Origin of the sequence: Erysipelothrix amsterdamensis, assembly GCF_940143175.1 — a bacterium.
Lineage (GTDB): Bacteria > Bacillota_I > Bacilli_A > Erysipelotrichales > Erysipelotrichaceae > Erysipelothrix > Erysipelothrix amsterdamensis.
Genome location: NZ_OW659496.1, coordinates 1,657,939 through 1,678,255, shown reverse-complemented (window position 1 = coordinate 1,678,255; position 20,317 = coordinate 1,657,939). Strand labels below are relative to the sequence as shown.

Below are 20,317 nucleotides of genomic sequence, written 5' to 3'. Positions count from 1 at the left end.
CCATGAAATAATAAAATTTAGTTTTAATAGCAAAAAATTTCTTCATCATTTATTCAGATGGATAAAGTGATGATTTTTATTTCATTTTAATAAGGTATAATATGGATAGATGATAGTTAAGGGATGGGGCGCTATGACAAAAGATAATTATAAGAGAACTCGTTTAAAGGACATTGCAGAAATCGCAGAGGTTTCGGTGGCAACAGTGTCAATAATTTTAAAAGATCCAAATACTAAACGATTTTCAACCGAAACAAAACGCCAAATCATTGATTTGGCTAAATCGCTGAATTATACACCAAATATGGCAGCAAGAAGTCTTGTCCAGCATAAAACATTTGCTCTAGGTTTAATTATACCGGATCTTTCAAATCCTTTTTTTGCAAATTTGGCAAAAAAAATCGAGACATTAGCGAGGGCCTATAATTATACAGTCCTCATGGTTAACTCGGATGAACATTATGAAAACGACATAAAATTGTTTGATTCGCTCTTTCGTAGAAATATGGATGGAATCATTCTTGCAGCATCCGCAAATTCATACGGACACGAGGGTCAAATTAATCGTATGATTGATTTGGCGAATATTCCCACAATCACGATTGATCGATCATTGAAAGATTATAAAGGCAGTCAAGTTGTATTCGATAATAAATTGGGAACATACATAGCAACAGAACATTGTATTGAAAAAGGTCATCGTAATATTGGTTTTATATCAACTCGAGAAACGTCACTCAATGGATATTTTAGACATGAAGGGTATCGTGAGGCTATGCTTGAAAACCAGTTAGAGTATGATGAGTCAAAAGTGTTTTTTGGGGGGTTTGATTTTAAAACAGGATATGATGCAGCCGATGTATTGATTAAACAGAATGTTACCGCCGTAGTTGCTTCGAATGATTTGAATGCTTATGGGTTCAAAAAACGTGCGGAAGCTTTAGGATACCGTATCCCTCATGATATCTCAATTGTGGGGTTTGATAATCTTGAAATGAATGATTACATTTCAGAAGGTATAACATCAATTGATTTGAATGTTGATGCTATGGCAAAAAGTACGATTGAGATTATGATTCGGATGATTGAAGAGAAGGACTTCGTTGAGCGCTTAGTATTGAAACCGAAGTTATATGAACGAGATAGTGTAATTGATTTTAATCAAGAAATGAAAAATGATGCTTAGCATCATTTTTTTTATGCATGTCGATGGTACAAATAATGTAAGCGATTTCTAGAAAAAACTCAAATAGCGTTGACAACGCTTACATTATTAACTATACTAGTTTTAAATTAAGTTAAACGTTTAACTTAATATCGAAGACGTTCGATTTGATTGAATAGGAGATTACAATGAAAGTCCTTAATTTTGGTTCAATGAATATTGACAATGTTTACTATCTTGACCGGTTTGTACAACCTGGAGAAACCAAGGATGTCAGAAAATTGGAAGTAAATCCTGGTGGAAAAGGGTTAAATCAGTCTATTGCAATGAGGCGTGCGGGCATTGATGTCTGCCATGCTGGAATTTTAGGAAAGGGAGGGAATGTACTTAAAGAATATTTAGATGAGAACGAAGTTGATGTACATTTGGTCAAGATGGATGATATCTTGCAAGGGCATGCAATCATACAGGTTGATGAAATTGGTGAAAACTGCATTATCGTTTACAGCGGTTCAAACGGAAGCGTGGATCGTGAGTATATTGATAATGTCTTAACTCAGTTTGATCACGAAACCATGCTTGTTTTACAAAATGAAATCAGTGAGTTGGAGTACGTGGTCAATGAAGCACACAAACGTGGAATGACCATTGTTCTTAATCCGTCCCCCCTTACTGAAAGTCTAAAGCAAATAGATTTAAATAAGATCAGTTGGTTGATTATGAACCAAGTTGAGGCAGAAATGATGAGTGGTTGCACGGAAACGGAGGCCATTCTGGATACATTTAAAGTGAAGTACCCAGATTTAAATTGTGTACTAACGCTTGGGAGCAAAGGAAGCGTGTGTCTCTATGAAGGAAGCATCATCGAGCAGGTTGCTTTTCAAACCAAGGCTGTCGATACAACCGGAGCTGGGGATACGTTTGCAGGATATTTTGTAGCGGGTATGAGTCGCAACAAACCAATCCAAGAGGTATTAAACGATGCATCAAAGGCCGCAGCATTGTGTGTTAGTCGTTATGGAGCGGCACCATCAATACCCTATTATAAAGATTTAGCTCAGTTAACATCATTCAAAGGAGAAAAACGATGAAAAAGTTTAAATTAATTTTGTTTGCAGCTGTGTTATTACTTGTGACTGTGGGATGTAGTTCCACAACGGATTCCGCTTCAGAAGATGGCGTGATCTTGATTGTTAATGGAAACTTGGGTGACCTTGGTTTCTTTGACTCCGCTAATGAAGGAATGAAACGTGTTGAAAAAGATTTGGGATTACCAATTCAAGTTATTGAAACTGGTTCTGACGAATCAAAATGGGAACCCGCTCTAGCGGATGCAGCTGAAGAAAAAGCAAAAATTATTATTGCGGTATCACCTTCAATGGTTGATCCAATTCAACAAATTGCACCACAATATCCAGACAAAACATTTATCTTAATTGATAATGCGGTCGATTACAGTAAAGGAAACTTAGACAATGTATATTCTGCAACCTTTAAACAAAATGAAGGTTCGTTCTTAGCAGGTGCTTTAGGTGCTTATATGACTACTGAACTACCAAATGCTGATGAAAATTCCATGATTGGTTTCCTGGGTGGAATGGATATTCCTCCAATTAACGACTTCTTAGTTGGTTACATTGAAGGTGCTAAATATGTAAATGAAGACATTAAAGTTGTCGCAACATATGCGGGTGACTACTACGACCCTGCTAAAGGAAAAGAGTTAGGAATTGCATTAGCTAATAAAGGTGTTGATGTTATATTCCCAGCAGCAGGTCCTACAGGATTGGGTACCATTGAAGCTGCTCGTGAAACAAACAAATATATCATTGGTGTGGATAGTGACCAATCTGCAATGTATAGCAATAACAATAAACAAGATATTGCGGATATCATTATTTCCTCGATGGTTAAACGTGTCGGAGATGTTCTATTTAACTCAGTGAAACTTCATCAAGAAGATAAACTACCACTAGGAACAGCTGAACAATTAGGTGTTAAAGAGGGAGCTGTGGGATTGGCTAAAAATGATGTCTTCACATCAAGCATGAAGCCGGAAACGATTGCTGCCCTTGAAGAAATTGAACAAAAAATTGTTGCAGGTGAAATCGAAGTAAGTACTGCAATCGGTATGTCTACAGAAATTTTAAATAGCATTAAAACAAGTGTTGCACCTTAAGAATTGATGCAACTCAATTCTTAGGTATGGAGGTTATTATGCAAGAATTACTAAATGTAGAGAATGTATTGAAAGTTTACCCCAATGGTGTTGTCGCAAATAAAGATGTAAATTTGAAATTGATGACCAACGAAATTCATGCCTTAATTGGAGAAAATGGCGCGGGTAAATCAACGTTGATGAAGATTCTGTTTGGGATGGAACGTCCAGATAGTGGTACGATAACACTTAATGGAGAAGCAGTTACGATTGAAAACTCTAAGAAAGCAATCGATTTAGGGATCGGGATGGTTCACCAACATTTTATGTTGGTTGAATCACTCACGATTGCTGAAAATATTGTCCTTGGCGATGAGCCAACACGTGGAAAATTATTTCTCGATGAAAAAGAAATGCTTAGCCTTGCACGTGAATATAACGAAAAATATCAGTTTAATATCGATATTACAAAAAAAGTCCAGGATGTATCCGTGGGTGTTAAACAAAAAACAGAAATCCTAAAAGCGTTGGTTCGTGGTGCCAAGATTTTAATTCTTGATGAACCAACTGCAGTGTTAACCCCACAGGAAACAACGGAGTTATTCCAACAATTAAAGATGTTAAAAAAACAAGGACACACCATAGTATTTATCTCGCATAAATTGAATGAAATTATAGAATTATGTGATCGTGTAACTATTATGCGTCACGGACGTACAGTTGTATCAAAAAATATCTGTGATACGAGTGTTGAAGATATTTCGAGAAATATGGTTGGACGTGATGTTGTATTGAAAATTGAAAAAAAACCAATGGAACGTGGTGATGTCTGTTTATCTGCACGAAATTTAGTTGCAATCAATGATATCGGGAAACGCGTTGTGGATCATGTCTCACTGGATGTTTACGCCGGACAAATTCTGGGAGTTGCTGGTGTTGAAGGCAATGGTCAATCTGAATTGTCGGATATCTTGAGTGGAATGACAACGATGCAAGAGGGTTCCTTTACAGTTAATGGTAAAGAACCTGAAAACTATACACCCAAAGCAATTCGCGATTGTGGATTAAGTATTATCTCAGAAGACCGTCTCAAGACAGGAACCGCACCCCACATGTCGATTGTAGATAATATGTTTACCAATCGAATTGAGTCGTTTACCAAAAAAGGGAATATTATTCTTGATCGTCATAAAATGAACCATCACGCTCAAAAATTGGTTAAAGAGTTTGAAATTGTCACTGACTCAATCAATCGTTCAATTTTAATGTTATCGGGTGGAAATATGCAAAAAGTTGTAGCAGCACGTGAATTGTTAAATGAATCCAAGGTTATTATTGCTAACCAGCCAACGCGTGGAATTGACGCGGGAGCCTCTGAACTTTTACGTCGTAAGATTATTGAATTAAGGGATCAAGGAAAAGCGATTATTCTTATCTCTGCGGATTTAAATGAAATATTAGAGCTGAGTGATAGTGTCGCAGTTATGTATTCGGGAAAACTCAATGCATATTTTGAGGATACAAAAACACTAACTGAAGAAGAACTCGGTTATTATATGTTAGGGGTAAAAACACAACAAAACCATGGAGGGAAAAACTATGCAGAAAGTTAAAATGAAAAGAACAAAAATGGATAAATTTCTGTATAAGTTTGAAATTGTAAGACTTTTGATTGCTGTTGTTATTGCATTTGGTGTCTCGTTTGGAATTCTAGCAATGTTTACACCCCATCCGGTGCAAGCAATTGTTGATTTAATTATTGGTCCACTAACATCTGTACGTCGCTTTAGTACGGTTATTGAAAAAGCAATTCCGCTTACATTTGCAGGATTAGCAGTGAGTGTTATGTTTAGAGCAAATCAGTTTAACTTGGCAGCTGAAGGCGCACTTTATTTTGGTTCTTTGGTTGCAGCAACGATTGCAATATTTATGGGTGGTCATCCTATCTTTGTAACGATCGTAGCAATATTAAGTGCTGGGGTGGTCGGCAGTATTATAACCGCAATTCCAGGATATCTAAAAGTTAAGTGGAATGTCAGTGAATTGGTGGTATCCATCATGTTAAATACGATTATTTTATATTTTGGAACGTATCTCTTCAACCATTATATTCGAGATATTAATTCTGCCTATGCAGCATCCTATCCATTCCGTGACGGCGTCGGTTTGCCCGTACTCTTAAAAAACACACGCCTTCATCTAGGAATCGTGATTGTCGCAATCTTCGTGATTGCGGTTAACTTCTTTATTAATAAAACAAAATGGGGCTATAAAATTACAGTTACTGGTAATAATGAAGAATTTGCGAAAAGTGTAGGAATGAATACACCACGAATTATCATGTTAGCTCAACTTGTTGGAGGATTTGTTGCAGGTATTGGTGGTGGCGTTGAAATGCTTGGTTTGTATACGCGTTTTCAATGGATGGCGTTGCCTGGATTTGGTTTCGATGGTGTTGTTTTAAATATTATTGCTAAAGGCAATCCGAAATTCATTCCACTAGCAGCAATCTTTGTTTCCTACATCCGTATTGGTGCTGACTATATGTATCGTCAATCCGGTGTAGCACCTGAAATTGTCGCAATTATTGAAGGAATTTTAATCATCCTTATTGCCGCAAACGCATTCCTTGCTAAATGGCGTCATAAGATGACCGTTGATATTTCTACACGCGAATTAAATAAGGAGGTTGCATAATGGAATACATTCAAATGATCTTTACCACTTCATTTTACGATACCATTATTCGTGTTGCGACTCCGTTATTGCTTGCGACTATGGGAGCGGTTATCACTTCAAATGCTGGAATTACAAATATTGGACTTGAAGGAGTAATGCTTACATCTGCACTTGTCGCTGTATTATCCAGTGCATTTGGGTTTGGACCTTGGTTTGGTCTCCTGATTGCTGTCATTACGGGAATCTTAGCATCACTATTTATTGGATATGTTTCACTGAAACTCAAAACGGACAGTGCATTGACGTTTATTACTTTTAATGCCATGGCTTCCGGTGGAACCATCTTCTTTATGTATTCGATCACAGGCGATAAGGGCACAACCAGCTCCTTAAATTCAGGGGTACTACCAAATATAACTATCCCCATCATTAAGGATATCCCTATATTGAATACGATATTTTCGGGACATAATGTGGTTGCGTATATTGCGGTGATTGCTATTATTGCAGTATGGATTTTGCTTTATAAAACACCAATGGGACTTCGAATACGTGCAGCAGGAGAGGCACCGCAATCTTTGGAGTCTGTAGGTCAAAGTGTTTTTAAAACAAAAATGATTGCACTTGCCATTAGTGGAATTTTAGGTGGAATCGCCGGTGCTTACATGTCAATGGGCTATGTAAGTTGGTTTTCGAAAGACATGCTAGCAGGTCGTGGATTTATTGCGATGGCAGCTGATGCAATGGGGAAATCAACACCTCTTGGCGCAAGCTTAGCGGCAATTCTCTTTGCTTTCGCAGAAGCATGGTCTTACGCTTTACAATTAACCTCCATTCCGACGGAATTGGTTCAAATGATTCCTTATGTTGTGTCTGTTGTTGGACTGGTAGTATTTAGTATTCGTGTTAAACGCGAAAATGAAAAGAAAAAAATGAGATTAGCACTTGAAGGGAGCATTAAGCATGAAACGCAAAATAATTATTGACTGTGATCCAGGTCACGATGATGCAATGGCCATTATGTGGGCACTTGCATCACCTGAACTAGATATATTAGGTATTACTACGGTAGCAGGAAATCAAACGTTAAGTAAGGTTACAGAAAACACACTTCGTATTCTAACCTTATTAGGACATCATGAGATTCCGGTTGCGGTCGGTATGAGCCAACCCCTTGTACGTAATTTGGAAATTGGTGGTGAATTAGTACATGGGGATTCGGGACTTGAAGGACCCGAACTTCCTGAACGTGGTTTTGATCCAATTAAAGAGGATGCTGTTTCATTTATAATTCGTACTCTTGAAGCAAGCAAGGAGCCAATTACATTGGTACCTCTAGGACCTTTAACGAATATCGCATTGGTTTTACGAATGAGACCTGATTTAATGGACAAGATAGAATTGATCGCGTTGATGGGTGGTGGAACGGTTGGAAACTATACGCCAGCTGCCGAATATAATATCTGGGCTGATGCGGAAGCTGCAAAGGTCGTATTCAACAGTGAAATTGAGATTCTAATGGCGGGTTTAGATGTTACTCAAAAAGCTTACATAACACGCGAAGAAAATGAAATTTTGAGAAAACAAGGAAATAAAGGATCTATATTTGCTGCAGAGTTAATTGATTACTTCAGTAAATATCATTATGAGGTTGAAGGGTTCCCGGGCTGTACACTACATGATCCGACTGTAATTGGTGCACTTGTTCACCCTGAAATGTTTGAATCCATTCAATGCAATGTAGATGTTGAAACACAAGGAACGCTAACCTACGGAATGACTGTAGTGGATACGATTAACTATCAAGAAAAAATCTTTGGCGTAAAACGCCCCCAAAATGTCAAATTCTTAAAGGGTGTCAACCGAGAAGTCTACGTTGAAAACTTCTTTAAGGCAATGAGTCGATTATGAAACATAAAAAACTACCGATACGTATCTTGATTGCGGCAATTGGATTAATGATTTCAGGAATCGGTGTCGGAATCTTTATTTTTAGTCAATTAGGTGTTGACCCAGCAAGTGTTTTTCAACTGGGTCTCGCCAAACAACTTGGGATCCGTTATGGAGATGCATCCGCTTTGATGAATCTGGTTATTCTAACCATCGTTTTCATCATTGATCGCAAGTTTATTAACATTTCATCTTTTTTAGCGATTTTTTTAATCGGATACACAGCAGATTTTACCAACACAATCTTAATGGGGATTTTACCATCAGATTTTTCAGTTGGTATTCGGATGGTGTTGATGATTATCGGATGTGGGATTATGGCATCGGGAATCCCCATATACATTCGTGCTAATTTAGGTGTCGGTGCAGTTGATTTGATTTCCGAAATTATTTCGGATAAAAGTGGTGTCGCTTATCGTATGGTTCGCATTATTGGCGATTTAACCTTGGTTATTGTAGGTTATTTTTTGGGCGGGACAGCAGGCGTTGGTACCATCGTGGCAGTTGTTATGACGGGCCCGATTGTACAATTCTTAAGACCCCATACCAATAAGATGGTAGATAGGATAATAGGTGAATATGATGAATAGAGTAATCTTAGATATAGACTCCGTTGGAGATGATATTTTAGCGGTAATCTTTGGGATCTTAGACCCCCATACGTCACTTGAGGCAATAACAACCGTTTGTGGAGCAAGTGGTGACATTGAGCAAGCTACCTGGGTTGCCCTCAACACAGTTGCATTAACACATAGACACATACCGGTATATGCCGGCAAGGCACAACCGATGAAACCTATTTCTCTTGAACATGGTGATCCTGTAAACTTCCATGAATTACTTCGTGGTAAACTAGGGGATCGTTTGGATCGATTTAATGAAGCACAGTCAATGCCTTCGCAGGCAGCAGAAACAACTGATGCTGTCGATTACATCATCGAAACGGTAAAAAATAATCCCAATGAGATTACAATTGTAACAACAGGACCAATGACAAATCTCGGGGAGGCTATACAGAAGTGCCCTGATATTGCATCGGATATCAAACAAGTAATTGCACTTGGTGGTAATTTTGAAATTGCTGGAAACATTACGCCTTTATCCGAATACAATATTTGGGCAGATCCAGAAGCCGCTAAGATTGTTTTTAACTCTGATGTTAAAGATATTATCTTGGTTCCATTAGATATTTGTGAGAACAATGATTTCGCAGCTTCTATGCTTTCCCGAGATGATTTATACGACCTTAAGACATACGGTAAAAGTAATGATGTCATCGAGTATATCACGCATAAATTTCCTGTATATATAGATATATGGCGTGAGTTTTTTGATTTATCGGGATTCCCAATGGATGATATTATTACGCTAGCATTGGTTGCACACCCACACTTGTGTACATTTTCTGAACCAGTTCATGTGGATGTTGAAGTAGAAGGAACATTGGCACGAGGTGCAACCGTAGCTTACTTTGGTAAACAAATTATGCATAACCCGTTAAAAGAGCATCGAAATGTACGTATTGCACAGTCCGTCAAAGGAAGATCCTTCATGAAACTGTTTGTTGATACCATCATTGCTGACTCATACATATAATAAATCTTTAAAAATAGAATGATTCTCAAAAAAGACTGATGCTAAACAGTCTTTTTTTTTCACACAACGAACAAAAGAAATAAAAACTCAATTCTTTAAAAATTCACAAGATATTAAAAGTAATTGGCTTCAATGTGAATCTAAGAAATTATGTTAATAAAGTTTCACAAAAAGGAGTGTAAAAGATAATTCAATTTTTATGGGTTGGTCAACATCAAAATATCGCTTAGAATTGCGGAATTTTGATATAGATACTATTGAGAAAGATCTCACGTTGTATGCGCATTGGGAGGATAAATCACCCAATCAACCTGCTGATAATCATTATGATCTACCGGTTAAACCTAGGGAACCCCAAAATCCAGATGAACCGAATTTAGGGCAAGTTACCAATGATTTAGAGGAAACCGTTTGAAAACTTAAGGAAAGTAGAAATCCTTCAGGAAATCTTAATCCTATATCGACAATTACACATGAAGTTGCGGTATCTCTTACGATTGATGATGAGGTGCTTTCAAATTTATGATCGCGTCTAAATGGTGGCTTTACTTTAGTTATTGGACTTGTTCTAGTAAGAAAAAGATTTAAGAACTGATAAAAAAAGATAGATCGCAATGATTCTATCTTTTTCTTGATTTTATACATTTATTTAAACGGTTTTGATTGGAAACGATAAGCATTCCTAATACTAAAAGACCAATTGCTATATATTGATTTATGTTTGGAATACCGTAGGGAGCTAAGGTAGTTATCGAATCAAATTCAAAAGCAACATTGAGATTTAAGTTCCATAAGTACATACCTGGCAATCACCTCCTAGACCAAGAGAATTTCTTTAATATAATCATAGCAATTGTTCTAAATATAATCTATAGAAGTACTTAGAGCATTTTGTCACCCATTATTGAATGAACAAATACAAAAAACGATTGAATTATCATCATATTAGTGATGGTAAAAAGGTATTTTCAGTGTTTATCACGAATGTTTCACCTCGATGCTAACGAAAATCAATTTAATGACTAGACAGTGGCTATAAGACGCTTGTTTGTGTGATTTTAAATCCCTTTGTGAAATATTAATCACATAAGTGTCTGTTGATAATGGTAGGATACGAGAAAGTGGAGATTCTATCTGTACTTTTTAGTGACACAATTTTAAGGTGAATTTGACATAAATCACCTTTTATTAAACCGAGAAAAGAGGAGACATTATGTTATTTTCAAGAAGCCATAAAATGCGACCCCTAAGCATTGTCGCGTTAGTACTCGTATTAATCGTTTCACAATTATCTATTTCTGCAAATTTGTCTGAAAAAGAGTTATCAAATGACGAAGTTTTGCCACTTGTTATTGACTCCAAACAGTCAAAAGTTACAGTAGAATCGTTGGTTAAACCATATAAATCTCGGGTAGAGTTATCGTTTAATATAAGTGACGATATGTGGTATCAAATCAAACAGGATTTTAATCCACTTTTGTTTAAATTACCAAAGCAAGTTTCGTTGACAAAACTCGATTCCCCGACTCATACCGAAAAAAGTTTAGAGTCTAAAGCAATTCAAGATTTAACTCAAATTAAAACAAAAACTGACAATGATGGGTTTAGTTTGGATTTTAAAAATGTCGTAGAGAACCCGGTATCATTTAAACTAATCTATGAAGTAGATATCGTTGGGGAATTGCAGGAAGTTGATGTTAGGGAATTCCCAGCTATTGGAATTGTATTACCTAATCTCCTCGATAATATCAAAGAACTTGAATCTCAATCAGAAACCGAAGTTGTACCTAAAGTAGATGTGGAACAGGATGAAAATATTCCTGAAGAAATTGAAAATGGGGAAAACTCAGGTTTACCTGAGACAACAAACAAACACCTAACAGGATCAATAGAATTGAATCTTAAAGGAAAACCTCATGCAAAACTAAGATATCAAAATAAATTAATTGATGCTAGCAATCCTGTTAAAATGGATCAATATTCAGATGACTCGACTCAATTTAGTGTTGACGTGTTCACAGATGATAACGAGTTTGTAGAAATAAGCTACAAACTTATATTAGACGAGGAATCACTCAATAAAATTACCGAAGGTAATCCAATCTATGATTTCTATTATATGAAAGATGGAAAACGATCTGTTTATCAATATGAATATGACTTCCCTAAAGAAATGACGCTTTTCACAGCAACACAAGAGCAATTTGTTATTAGCGATAAATTGAAAGATTACAGTTCTTCAAAAATTGTTCGTGTTGATCCATTATCAAATGATGGTACTTTTAAACTCGTTGTAGACGAACTTTTTATTTCGAATGAAGAAGCTGGAATTGAAGATCAATATCGCTTTCAAGATTTGATTGCGTACAAGCTTAATGATTATATTACAACGGAAATCAAAAAAGGGACGAGCTTAGAAACCATTAAAGAAACACTTAAAGAAGGTTTTGAATTCGCAACCGATGAGTATCAATTCACAGGTTATTCGTATAAACAAATGAAAAAAGAAGAATTAGAAAAACTTGAAGATTATCCACTTGTTATTGAAGATTTTATTGCACCCAATAATCATATCGAAGAGATATTTCCTGTTCAACCTTTAGGTGGTGTGGATCACAAACTTGAACATAAAGGGTTTAATGAAATTAGTAGTGGCTTCGAACTGGCTTGGGATGGAATATTAAACACAAGTCGAAATCATACGATGAATCCTCTGAATTTATCATTTGTAAGTCCAAAGATTGTAAAGGATTCAGGTTTTAAAAATTGGTCAATACAAACCGATGTTGAAGTAAGTTATTTTATTGTTAAAAATGATGGTACTTTGGAACCGTACGTCGAACATCCTTCTGAATCACTTCATTTTGAAAATACATCAACGACTAAGATTGATGATATAAAAATTCCATTAGTTGAAAAAAATCTTGTGGTCAAGTATACGGTGAAACAAACGTACGAAAATGTGGATCTTCAACTTGAAATAGAGGGGCGTCAACTTGGTAGAATGACTTCCGCCCTTGAAAAAAATCAACTCATACGGACTGCAGATAATGAAAAAATGTATCCAAGATCCATTCTCATTACTGGTGAAAAACGGGAAGAGGCGATGCCAACTAGTTTGATTTGGAACATAAAATACAACAACAACGAATTGGTACGTATTGAAAACGATGGTTTTGACTTTAGGATCAATGCCAAGACAATTAAAGCTTATAGTGCAGATAGTGCTGACGAGTATGTTGAAATTCCAGCGACTTATGAAAATATGAAATTTAAGCGCACCGTTTTGGTTAACAATAAAGCAATTGATAAGGATGGTCGTTTTGATCTTGCTTGGAATGCGGAAGGTACTGAAGCACAAATACGAATAAAAAAAGATAAAAAAGTAACTGAGCCAGTCGTATTTAGTATCATTTTTGAAAATGATATTAAACATGAGTATCAATCCGGAAAAAGCATTCGTGACGAACTTATGACCTCGCCAAGTTTAATGTTTAAGGGTGATGCTGAAGTTGATTCGTTCACCAATGGAGGGCTAATTCCTGCACCAAAACCTACGGAAGAAGAATTGAAAACACGAGAAGCATCGAACTACTTAATCTTACTCGATAAAAAACCAATTATGATTGATTACCGTACGAAAGAAGTAATTTGGGGTGCATCTATAAACACAACTACAGCTCACCGTGTAGGACTTCCTGGATTATCTTACATGGATAAATTTGGGGACGGATTAGAGTTTGAACCCATGGATGACGGTCACAAAATTCTTCTATTTAAAGTAGATCCGGAGAAAAATTCGTATCGTGAGTATGATCAATTCCGTAATGAAGTTCAAAAACTGATGGATGATTCAGAACTTGAATCAATTCATATTTATGATGCTGTAATAAAACTATTGGGGGAACCGATGGGTGATGACGAAAATTCACAGAAAACCTATGGAGAAGTTGCTGAACTGATTGCTGTAGATGATATGGGTTATGCCTCTCAAGATAAAGAAACACTGAGAGATAAAGATTATATTGTGTCACGTCCAAAGGCAAATCCTAGCTATGTTGAAAAACTAAAAGGGATTGTTATTAATGGTGATAGCGATGAAGCACATCAATCGGATATTACCAAGAATGACTTAACGAAAGACGCAGATTTACGTGTAGACTTTGTGGTTTCGGATAAAGCAATTGGGAATGGTGAAGGCGATGCAAACACTTATTTTATAATGTATAAAACTAAACTACATAGTGATAAACCGTTAGATAAAGTATCCAATCTTGGTCAACTAATTTTCGCTTCTTGGGTTCCTGGTGAAGGTAATAAAATTACTTGGAAAGGTGGAGGCCATGTTGCTAAACAAGATTTAGGAGAAGTCGCGAAGTATAATACTATTCCTAAAAAGGAAGGTGTTGTTAAAGTAGTTAAAGATGCTAATACAGGTCGCAATCGTTTAGGGGTTGAGTGGACTATAAATTTCAACTATGATATCGACTTCCGACGAATTGATCGGGTGAAGATGGATGTTCAAGACACGATTGATAAATCTTTCGTATCATCGACGCAAGAAAACCTTCAAAATGCTCAACTGAAATTAGAAGAAATAGAAAAGCTCGAATTTAAAGCTTTTGAAGTGGATAAAGAAGGTCACATCACAGAAGCCAAAGATGTGGAGGGAAAACCCATCGTAAAAGAGGCAATTGTGGGAAGTGAAGAATTGAAAATAACAGAAGATGCGAATACGATATCATACCATATCGCAAAAGAAATGAACCCTAAGTATGTTTATCAGTTTAAACTAATTACATTCATCGATACTGATGATGCGCCTGCGCAAACGATAACTGAAAATAAATCAGAAGTAGGAATGGATGGAAATTTCACAAATAAGGTTGCCTATGATCGTGCTTTAATTCCCGATGGACCATTACAAGGAGATGTCGGAGAAGCGGAAGCTAACGCAAAATTTGATCGTGTAGCACGAATTAAGAAACAAGGTATTCATGATCCACAATCAGGTTATCGTCAACAGATTAAATGGATTTTAACGTTAAACGAAACCTATGAAGAGATGTCTGAAATCACAATTAAAGACACACTAGAAAAAATGCATACGTTTGCCTTTGTTGATAATGATGGTGAATTAGAAAATTTAAGTCATGGTAAAGCAGAACTCAGCGGACTTAAAATGGAAATTTTCCAATCGGGATCTTGGCGTAGCATTAATAAAGATGAATACGGATATACGTTAACCAATTTACAAGGAGAAGAAGATCTCTTGGATGATTGGATTACGGGTGAAAGTGGCTTCATTATGTCATTCTCAAAGACAATCACTGATCCAATTCGTATTACTTATGCAACTTACGGACAGGTAGTTTCAGACACAGAACTTCCACTTATAAATTATGCAGATGTATCATATCGATCTAATAGTGGAGAAACGATTAATCATAAAGTACAAGCTGAAGTTAATTTTAATATTAACAATCAAAGTGAGTCCTATGATGAGGATCGAATGGACTTAGGTTTATCTTTACGCTACAATGACAATCAATTGACTTCGGTAGAAGAGTTGGAAGCAGGAATTCCCATTACCGGAGAAAATGTACAAGAAGTAATTATTTTATTGTATCGCTACCAGGCGGGACTTCCTGAAAACAACCATATTTATCGTATGGGGCGTCCCAATAAAAATGGATATATCGAGTTTAAAGACCTAGAGGAAGGTGACTATGTCGTCAAACAGTATACGGCAGCGAAGGGATACTCTGTACCAAATTCATTAGGGTTTGTAAGTAAGAATCGCGACAAAACAAAGGATCTATCTGAAGTTATTGGTAGCAGTCAAATTCAGTCGAAAAAATTGGTAACGATAAATCTTGAGAAAAAAACGGGATTATTGGATCGTTTACGAGGTGATACGGAAGTTGATAAGCGAAATTTCGCAATTTATAATACGACACCCGTTTTTGAGGTGAAAAACAATGCAATCAGGACAGATGAAAACCTTATAAATACGGAAGTGCCTTTTAAAAATATTGATATGAAGGTGACCAATGATTCAAACATAGAACAGCAGTTCACATCTAATGATGATGGGATTTTTAAAGTTGGAACTGTCAATGTTGGAGATCAAGGGATTGACTTTGGGGCATACCAAATTACACAACCAAAACAAAACTTGAACGGATTTTTACATAATTCGGAGTCCGTTTCTCATACTATCAAGTCAAATCCTAATGGAACCGTCGATGCAACGACAAAGAATGCAACTTATCAAAACTATTTAACGACTGCAGAATTAAACGTTGTAAAACGTAATACTACAGAGACAATAGAAAACAGTGCATTTAAGTTATTTAAACAAGATGAAAACAAAGCATGGGTTCCGTATGATACGATTTATTCTGGAAACAAGACGGATGATGTTTATGAAGTCTCTAACGGTAAGGCGATATTCTATAATTTAGAGACTGGCTTGTATCAGTTGAAACAAGTATCAGTTGACGGGAAGTATTTACTCAATACTGAGCCATTGACGTTCTTTGCATATGGACTGGATGATTTAATTACAAGTTACGAGGGTAAGCCAACACCGATGAAGCTTCAATTTGATAATATTTCTATGGAAGTAACCATTTTAAATAAACTTGGTAATCAGTTAATTGAGGGTTCGGAATTTATTCTTGAAAAAGACGGAAGCAATGTAGAAATGTTTACAATTTCTGATGAAACGTTGGGCCACAAACTCCAACTTGGACCGGGTAAATACACACTAACACAGACAAAGACCACTTCAAATCGTCCGTTAAATAAAAAGAGCGAAGTATTTGAGATTGCAGAAGAGCAAGGCGATGAGTCAACATTCGAGTTTGTGTTCATGAATCACTTAGGATCGGTTGATATAGAATCTTATGGACCAATAAATACACAGATAGATATTGAAAATTTAAATATTAAAGGTCCTAATGGACGAGTTCCTGATGGTCAACGCTCTGATTTTGGTCATGGAACTTATACCATTGATGGTGTTGAACTCAGTTCAAAATGGATTTATGTTGATACCGAACCCGTGTTTGAAATTCCAACATCCTATGAAGATCCTAAGGAGCTTCATAAATCAGTTGAAATTTACGGTACTCAAGCAGAACTGATATATACAAACCTAGACGGGGATGATTCGACTGTAGAACCACTAATCGATGGACATTTCACACTAACAAATACCACGGGTCAAAGTGTTACGACCAATACTGATCAAAGATTTAAACAGGTTGAACCGGGTACGTATGTTGTGAATCAAACCAAAGCACCAACAGGGTATGGATTGAATACTGATATTGAACAAACCGTAACGGTACCTAAAAGTATTAAATCCAGTGAAGTTGTAATAAACCAACAAGACCAAACAGTAAGCTATTGGATTAAAAATCTAAATACATTTGAAAATTATCGTGGAAGAGTTTCACTGTTGAAAACGTCTGGTGAGGATGGTTCCGTACTAGAAGGTGTTGTTTTTGATCTCTATAAAGAAGATAAATTATTGATTGAAGGTTTAAAAACTAATGATCAAGGTGTGATTGATGTCGATTCATTGGCTCCTGGGAACTATTACTTCGTGGAAACTTCAGGGGATGGACAACATACCATATCATCCCAACATTACGCATTTGAAATTGCATCTGAAAACGGTGGTCCTTATGCAACAAAAGATGTGGGAGTTAAAAATTATTATGCGAATGTAATCTTTAAGAACACAGATCCTAGCCATCTTGAAAACTATACAACCGGACATTTCAATCTCTTTGAAAAGACAGATTCTGGATGGAAGGCTGTTCCTGGATATTCTGATTTCACTGTGGAAACAGGTAAGGAAAGATTTGAAATAAAAGGCATTAAGCCAAACGAGTATAAACTTGTTCAGACACAGGCACCGGGACAAACTATACGTAATACATATGAATATGAGTTTGAAGTTCCAACCTTTAAATCATCAAAATCAGACGATCGTGTCGTGATTGCGCTGGATGATTTCGTAAACTACCAAGGTAGTTTTTCCATAGCATTTGTCGATGAAACTGGTCCTTATCGTCATGAAGTGGAAGGAACGTACGGAGGAAACACGCCTGTAATAGCTAAAGATGGAACCTTAATCTTAAATAATCTAAAACCAGGTAAACATGCTCTAACATTTACAGAGACAGCTAATGCTGTGGTGTATGATGAGAATGTTGAAGCGTTAATCCCAGTAGAGGCTCATAATGACATAGGAATAAATCACAGCGCAACGGTACGTGTAATCTATGGGCACATCGAAGTTTACCTTGTTGACGGTAGCTCATTACAACCTTTAGATTCAGGACAATATCGTGTTGATGATATGACACATGAAGTATCATCGGAGGGTTCAGTGACAATCGGTCGTATCGGTCCTGGTGAACATAAAATCGTTCAAACCGAAGCGGCAGATAATTATATTCTGAATTTAGAGAATAAGAATTTTTTCACATTACCTAATAGAATAAGTGAATTAAAAGATGCTAAAATCAATTCTAGTGGAGATTTTCCTTTTGTGGAATTATCGCCGCTAATCCATTATAACTATCAAACTCGAGTGATAATCCATAAAACCGATGATCATAATGTGCCTCTAGAAGGTGTTAAATTTGATTTAACTCAAAACAACGAACTTACTTCTGCTCTAACGAATGCAGAGGGAATTGCAAACTTTGAAAATGTTGGTCCAGGATGGTATTCATTAACTGAAACTGCGACACCAAGGGGTTATGAAGGAGCAGATGATTCATATAACTTCGAGGTTGCAAGTAGTTTTGCTGGAAAACCGGATGATTATGAGTTTAGCGTCGTCAATAAGCGTATTGAAGTGCTTCCTACAACTGGAATTTCGTCTACAAATCTAATGAACGCTGCAGTCGTAATCACAGTTGGATCACTGTTATCAATTTACAGCTTTAAACGTCGAAAGAAATCAAATAAAAAATAGTTATTTATATATAGAAAACCGCCATCACGTATTTGGATGGCGGTTTTCTATAATCTCAAATGATAAAATCTATTTCAAAGAAATACCCCTAACAAAAATATCTATCATATTTCGAAGGTTTTCTTGATCTTTTTTCGTAGGCGTAGGGATGATATAGATGGATAAAACTCTTAGAAATTGAAACACAATTTGGTTTATATTGAGATCATCACGAAGCGTATCGGCATAAGATTGGAATAAGTTAAAAAACGGTTGAAAGTAGTTTTCTTGCCATACAACATATAATGTTGTTTGTAGTGGTTTTGATATTAGAACATTCATATCGTGAATTAACATATTAAAATTCATTGGGTGCTTTTCCTGAATAAACAAACTCATGGTTTGTAAATGAGCACTTAAATCAAGCGAATCCGAGATTACAATGTTTTTTAAATCGTTACCAATTTCTGTTGCGAATGCTTGCAAAACATCAAAATAGAGGGCTTCTTTGTTTTTAAAATAGTGGTAGAGTGCGGGCTGAGTAATTCCAAGTTCGCGAGCAATATCACGTGTAGAGGTCTTATCATAGCCGTATTTCATGAAGTGCCAATGTGCAGTTTCAAGGATACGTGTTCTTATTGATTTCATATAATCACCTTTACATAATTAAAACAAAAATTAGTCTTAATTACAATCTTTAAGCAAATTCCTTATCAAGTGATAAGAGATTTGTTAGAATTAACTTATCACCTGATAAGGAGGCACCATGTATTTAGCGATTAAAGAAATAAAAAAAGAAAAAGGACGTTTCGCAATGATTGTTCTTGTCATGACATTCATTGCTTATCTTGTATTCTTCTTGTCGAGCCTTGCATATGGTTTGGCGTCAATCAATCGAACTGCAATTGATCATTGGCAATTTGATACAGTAATATTAAATAAAGAAGCAAATAAAAATGCGCTAGCTTCCTCTATTTCAAATCAGCAAATTGAGAAGATGGATAGTGATGTTGAAGATGCATTGAGAATTCGTGGTATTACCCTGGATCTTAGTGATGAACAAAGTGATGTAATATTATTAGGTGCGGCTCCATCCCGTTATTCTAAAATTGTAACCTTGAAAGAAGGTCATTATCCACAAAGCGGTAAAGAGATTTTAATAACTGAGGACATTGGTGTTGCAAACCAATTGAATGTGGGCGACAGGTTATCGATTCCTAAGTATGGCGATTACCAAATCAGTGGGATTACACCGTCTTCAAATTATAATACACGACCCGTTCTTTATACAACTTTAGACGGTTCTCAGTTGGAATCAGGAGATCCATATAATATGATAATAAGTACAAGACCAGATGATGAACATGAAGTGGTGACTAAACCCGAACTTATCGATAATTTACCAGGGTATAAAGCACAAATTCTAACATTTGGTTTGATGATAGGGGCGTTATCTATAATTTCAGCACTAATAATTGGAGTGTTTATGTATATTTTGACGATGCAAAAAAAACCTATTTTTGGTATCTTAAAAGTCCAAGGATTTAAAAACAAAACAATAATGGGTTCCATTATAATTCAAACATTGATCTTAATGTCTCTTGGACTTGGTCTTGGTTTGATTGCATCCGAACTGACTTGCATGGTTTTAAAAAATATGGTTCCAGTTGCTACGTATGTACCGCTTTCACTCGGTGTAACGATTGCGATGCTTGGTTTTTCGATGTTAGGATCTTTATTTTCGACACGGATTATTCTTAAGATTGATCCACTGAAGTCATTATAGGAG

General features: G+C 36.3%; 14 protein-coding genes. 12 read left to right on the top strand and 2 right to left on the bottom strand.

Annotation, left to right across the window (positions count from 1 at the left end; genetic code table 11):
* Nucleotides 1-133: 133 nt before the first annotated feature.
* From NMG63_RS07955 to NMG63_RS07910, 10 genes are all read left to right on the top strand, one after another.
* Complete coding sequence (locus NMG63_RS07955; protein WP_254006915.1) at nt 134-1,186, top strand: LacI family DNA-binding transcriptional regulator; 1,053 nt, start codon at nt 134-136, stop codon at nt 1,184-1,186.
* 167 nt (nt 1,187-1,353) lie between these two features.
* The gene (locus NMG63_RS07950; protein ID WP_003774576.1) at nt 1,354-2,256 is read left to right on the top strand and encodes a ribokinase; all 903 of its coding nucleotides are present in this window, start codon (nt 1,354-1,356) and stop codon (nt 2,254-2,256) included.
* On the top strand, nt 2,253-3,344 hold the full coding sequence (locus NMG63_RS07945) for a BMP family lipoprotein (RefSeq protein ID WP_013853364.1): 1,092 nt from the start codon (nt 2,253-2,255) through the stop codon (nt 3,342-3,344). Before NMG63_RS07950 ends, NMG63_RS07945 begins: the two co-directional genes overlap by 4 nt.
* A gap of 38 nt (nt 3,345-3,382) precedes the next feature.
* Complete coding sequence (locus NMG63_RS07940) at nt 3,383-4,936, top strand: ABC transporter ATP-binding protein (RefSeq protein ID WP_254006914.1); 1,554 nt, start codon at nt 3,383-3,385, stop codon at nt 4,934-4,936.
* Nucleotides 4,923-6,020, top strand: a complete 1,098-nt coding sequence (locus NMG63_RS07935; protein ID WP_013853362.1) for an ABC transporter permease — start codon at nt 4,923-4,925, stop codon at nt 6,018-6,020. The genes NMG63_RS07940 and NMG63_RS07935 overlap by 14 nt, the downstream gene beginning before the upstream one ends.
* Complete coding sequence (locus NMG63_RS07930; RefSeq protein ID WP_003774582.1) at nt 6,020-6,988, top strand: ABC transporter permease; 969 nt, start codon at nt 6,020-6,022, stop codon at nt 6,986-6,988. The genes NMG63_RS07935 and NMG63_RS07930 overlap by 1 nt, the downstream gene beginning before the upstream one ends.
* Nucleotides 6,966-7,913, top strand: a complete 948-nt coding sequence (locus NMG63_RS07925; protein WP_003774584.1) for a nucleoside hydrolase — start codon at nt 6,966-6,968, stop codon at nt 7,911-7,913. The genes NMG63_RS07930 and NMG63_RS07925 overlap by 23 nt, the downstream gene beginning before the upstream one ends.
* The gene (locus NMG63_RS07920) at nt 7,910-8,542 is read left to right on the top strand and encodes a YczE/YyaS/YitT family protein (protein WP_013853361.1); all 633 of its coding nucleotides are present in this window, start codon (nt 7,910-7,912) and stop codon (nt 8,540-8,542) included. Before NMG63_RS07925 ends, NMG63_RS07920 begins: the two co-directional genes overlap by 4 nt.
* Nucleotides 8,535-9,548, top strand: coding sequence for a nucleoside hydrolase (locus NMG63_RS07915; RefSeq protein ID WP_254006913.1), 1,014 nt, complete (start codon nt 8,535-8,537; stop codon nt 9,546-9,548). Before NMG63_RS07920 ends, NMG63_RS07915 begins: the two co-directional genes overlap by 8 nt.
* A gap of 199 nt (nt 9,549-9,747) precedes the next feature.
* The gene (locus tag NMG63_RS07910; RefSeq protein WP_254006912.1) at nt 9,748-9,963 is read left to right on the top strand and encodes a hypothetical protein; all 216 of its coding nucleotides are present in this window, start codon (nt 9,748-9,750) and stop codon (nt 9,961-9,963) included.
* A 205-nt stretch (nt 9,964-10,168) separates the two neighbouring features.
* Here the strand turns inward: NMG63_RS07910 and NMG63_RS07905 are convergent, their stop codons facing one another.
* A complete protein-coding gene (locus NMG63_RS07905; protein WP_254006911.1) occupies nt 10,169-10,348 on the bottom strand; it encodes a hypothetical protein in 180 nt (59 codons plus the stop codon).
* Nucleotides 10,349-10,761: 413 nt separating this feature from the next.
* Here NMG63_RS07905 and NMG63_RS07900 point away from each other — a divergent pair, with 413 nt between their 5' ends.
* Nucleotides 10,762-18,549, top strand: coding sequence for a SpaA isopeptide-forming pilin-related protein (locus tag NMG63_RS07900; protein WP_254006910.1), 7,788 nt, complete (start codon nt 10,762-10,764; stop codon nt 18,547-18,549).
* Nucleotides 18,550-18,618: 69 nt separating this feature from the next.
* Here NMG63_RS07900 and NMG63_RS07895 read toward each other — a convergent pair whose 3' ends face one another.
* Entirely contained in the window at nt 18,619-19,176 is a 558-nt protein-coding gene (locus tag NMG63_RS07895; protein ID WP_254006909.1) for a TetR/AcrR family transcriptional regulator, read from the bottom strand.
* A gap of 118 nt (nt 19,177-19,294) precedes the next feature.
* Here NMG63_RS07895 and NMG63_RS07890 point away from each other — a divergent pair, with 118 nt between their 5' ends.
* A complete protein-coding gene (locus tag NMG63_RS07890) occupies nt 19,295-20,314 on the top strand; it encodes an ABC transporter permease (RefSeq protein WP_254006908.1) in 1,020 nt (339 codons plus the stop codon).
* Nucleotides 20,315-20,317: the final 3 nt, after the last annotated feature.

What these genes read in the sequence shown, in the direction of transcription:
- NMG63_RS07955 (WP_254006915.1), top strand. Translation starts at nt 134, where the DNA reads ATGACAAAAGATAATTATAAGAGAACTCGTTTAAAGGACATTGCAGAA.
- NMG63_RS07950 (WP_003774576.1), top strand. Translation starts at nt 1,354, where the DNA reads ATGAAAGTCCTTAATTTTGGTTCAATGAATATTGACAATGTTTACTAT.
- NMG63_RS07945 (WP_013853364.1), top strand. Translation starts at nt 2,253, where the DNA reads ATGAAAAAGTTTAAATTAATTTTGTTTGCAGCTGTGTTATTACTTGTG.
- NMG63_RS07940 (WP_254006914.1), top strand. Translation starts at nt 3,383, where the DNA reads ATGCAAGAATTACTAAATGTAGAGAATGTATTGAAAGTTTACCCCAAT.
- NMG63_RS07935 (WP_013853362.1), top strand. Translation starts at nt 4,923, where the DNA reads ATGCAGAAAGTTAAAATGAAAAGAACAAAAATGGATAAATTTCTGTAT.
- NMG63_RS07930 (WP_003774582.1), top strand. Translation starts at nt 6,020, where the DNA reads ATGGAATACATTCAAATGATCTTTACCACTTCATTTTACGATACCATT.
- NMG63_RS07925 (WP_003774584.1), top strand. Translation starts at nt 6,966, where the DNA reads ATGAAACGCAAAATAATTATTGACTGTGATCCAGGTCACGATGATGCA.
- NMG63_RS07920 (WP_013853361.1), top strand. Translation starts at nt 7,910, where the DNA reads ATGAAACATAAAAAACTACCGATACGTATCTTGATTGCGGCAATTGGA.
- NMG63_RS07915 (WP_254006913.1), top strand. Translation starts at nt 8,535, where the DNA reads ATGAATAGAGTAATCTTAGATATAGACTCCGTTGGAGATGATATTTTA.
- NMG63_RS07910 (WP_254006912.1), top strand. Translation starts at nt 9,748, where the DNA reads ATGGGTTGGTCAACATCAAAATATCGCTTAGAATTGCGGAATTTTGAT.
- NMG63_RS07905 (WP_254006911.1), bottom strand. Translation starts at nt 10,348, where the DNA reads ATGTACTTATGGAACTTAAATCTCAATGTTGCTTTTGAATTTGATTCG.
- NMG63_RS07900 (WP_254006910.1), top strand. Translation starts at nt 10,762, where the DNA reads ATGTTATTTTCAAGAAGCCATAAAATGCGACCCCTAAGCATTGTCGCG.
- NMG63_RS07895 (WP_254006909.1), bottom strand. Translation starts at nt 19,176, where the DNA reads ATGAAATCAATAAGAACACGTATCCTTGAAACTGCACATTGGCACTTC.
- NMG63_RS07890 (WP_254006908.1), top strand. Translation starts at nt 19,295, where the DNA reads ATGTATTTAGCGATTAAAGAAATAAAAAAAGAAAAAGGACGTTTCGCA.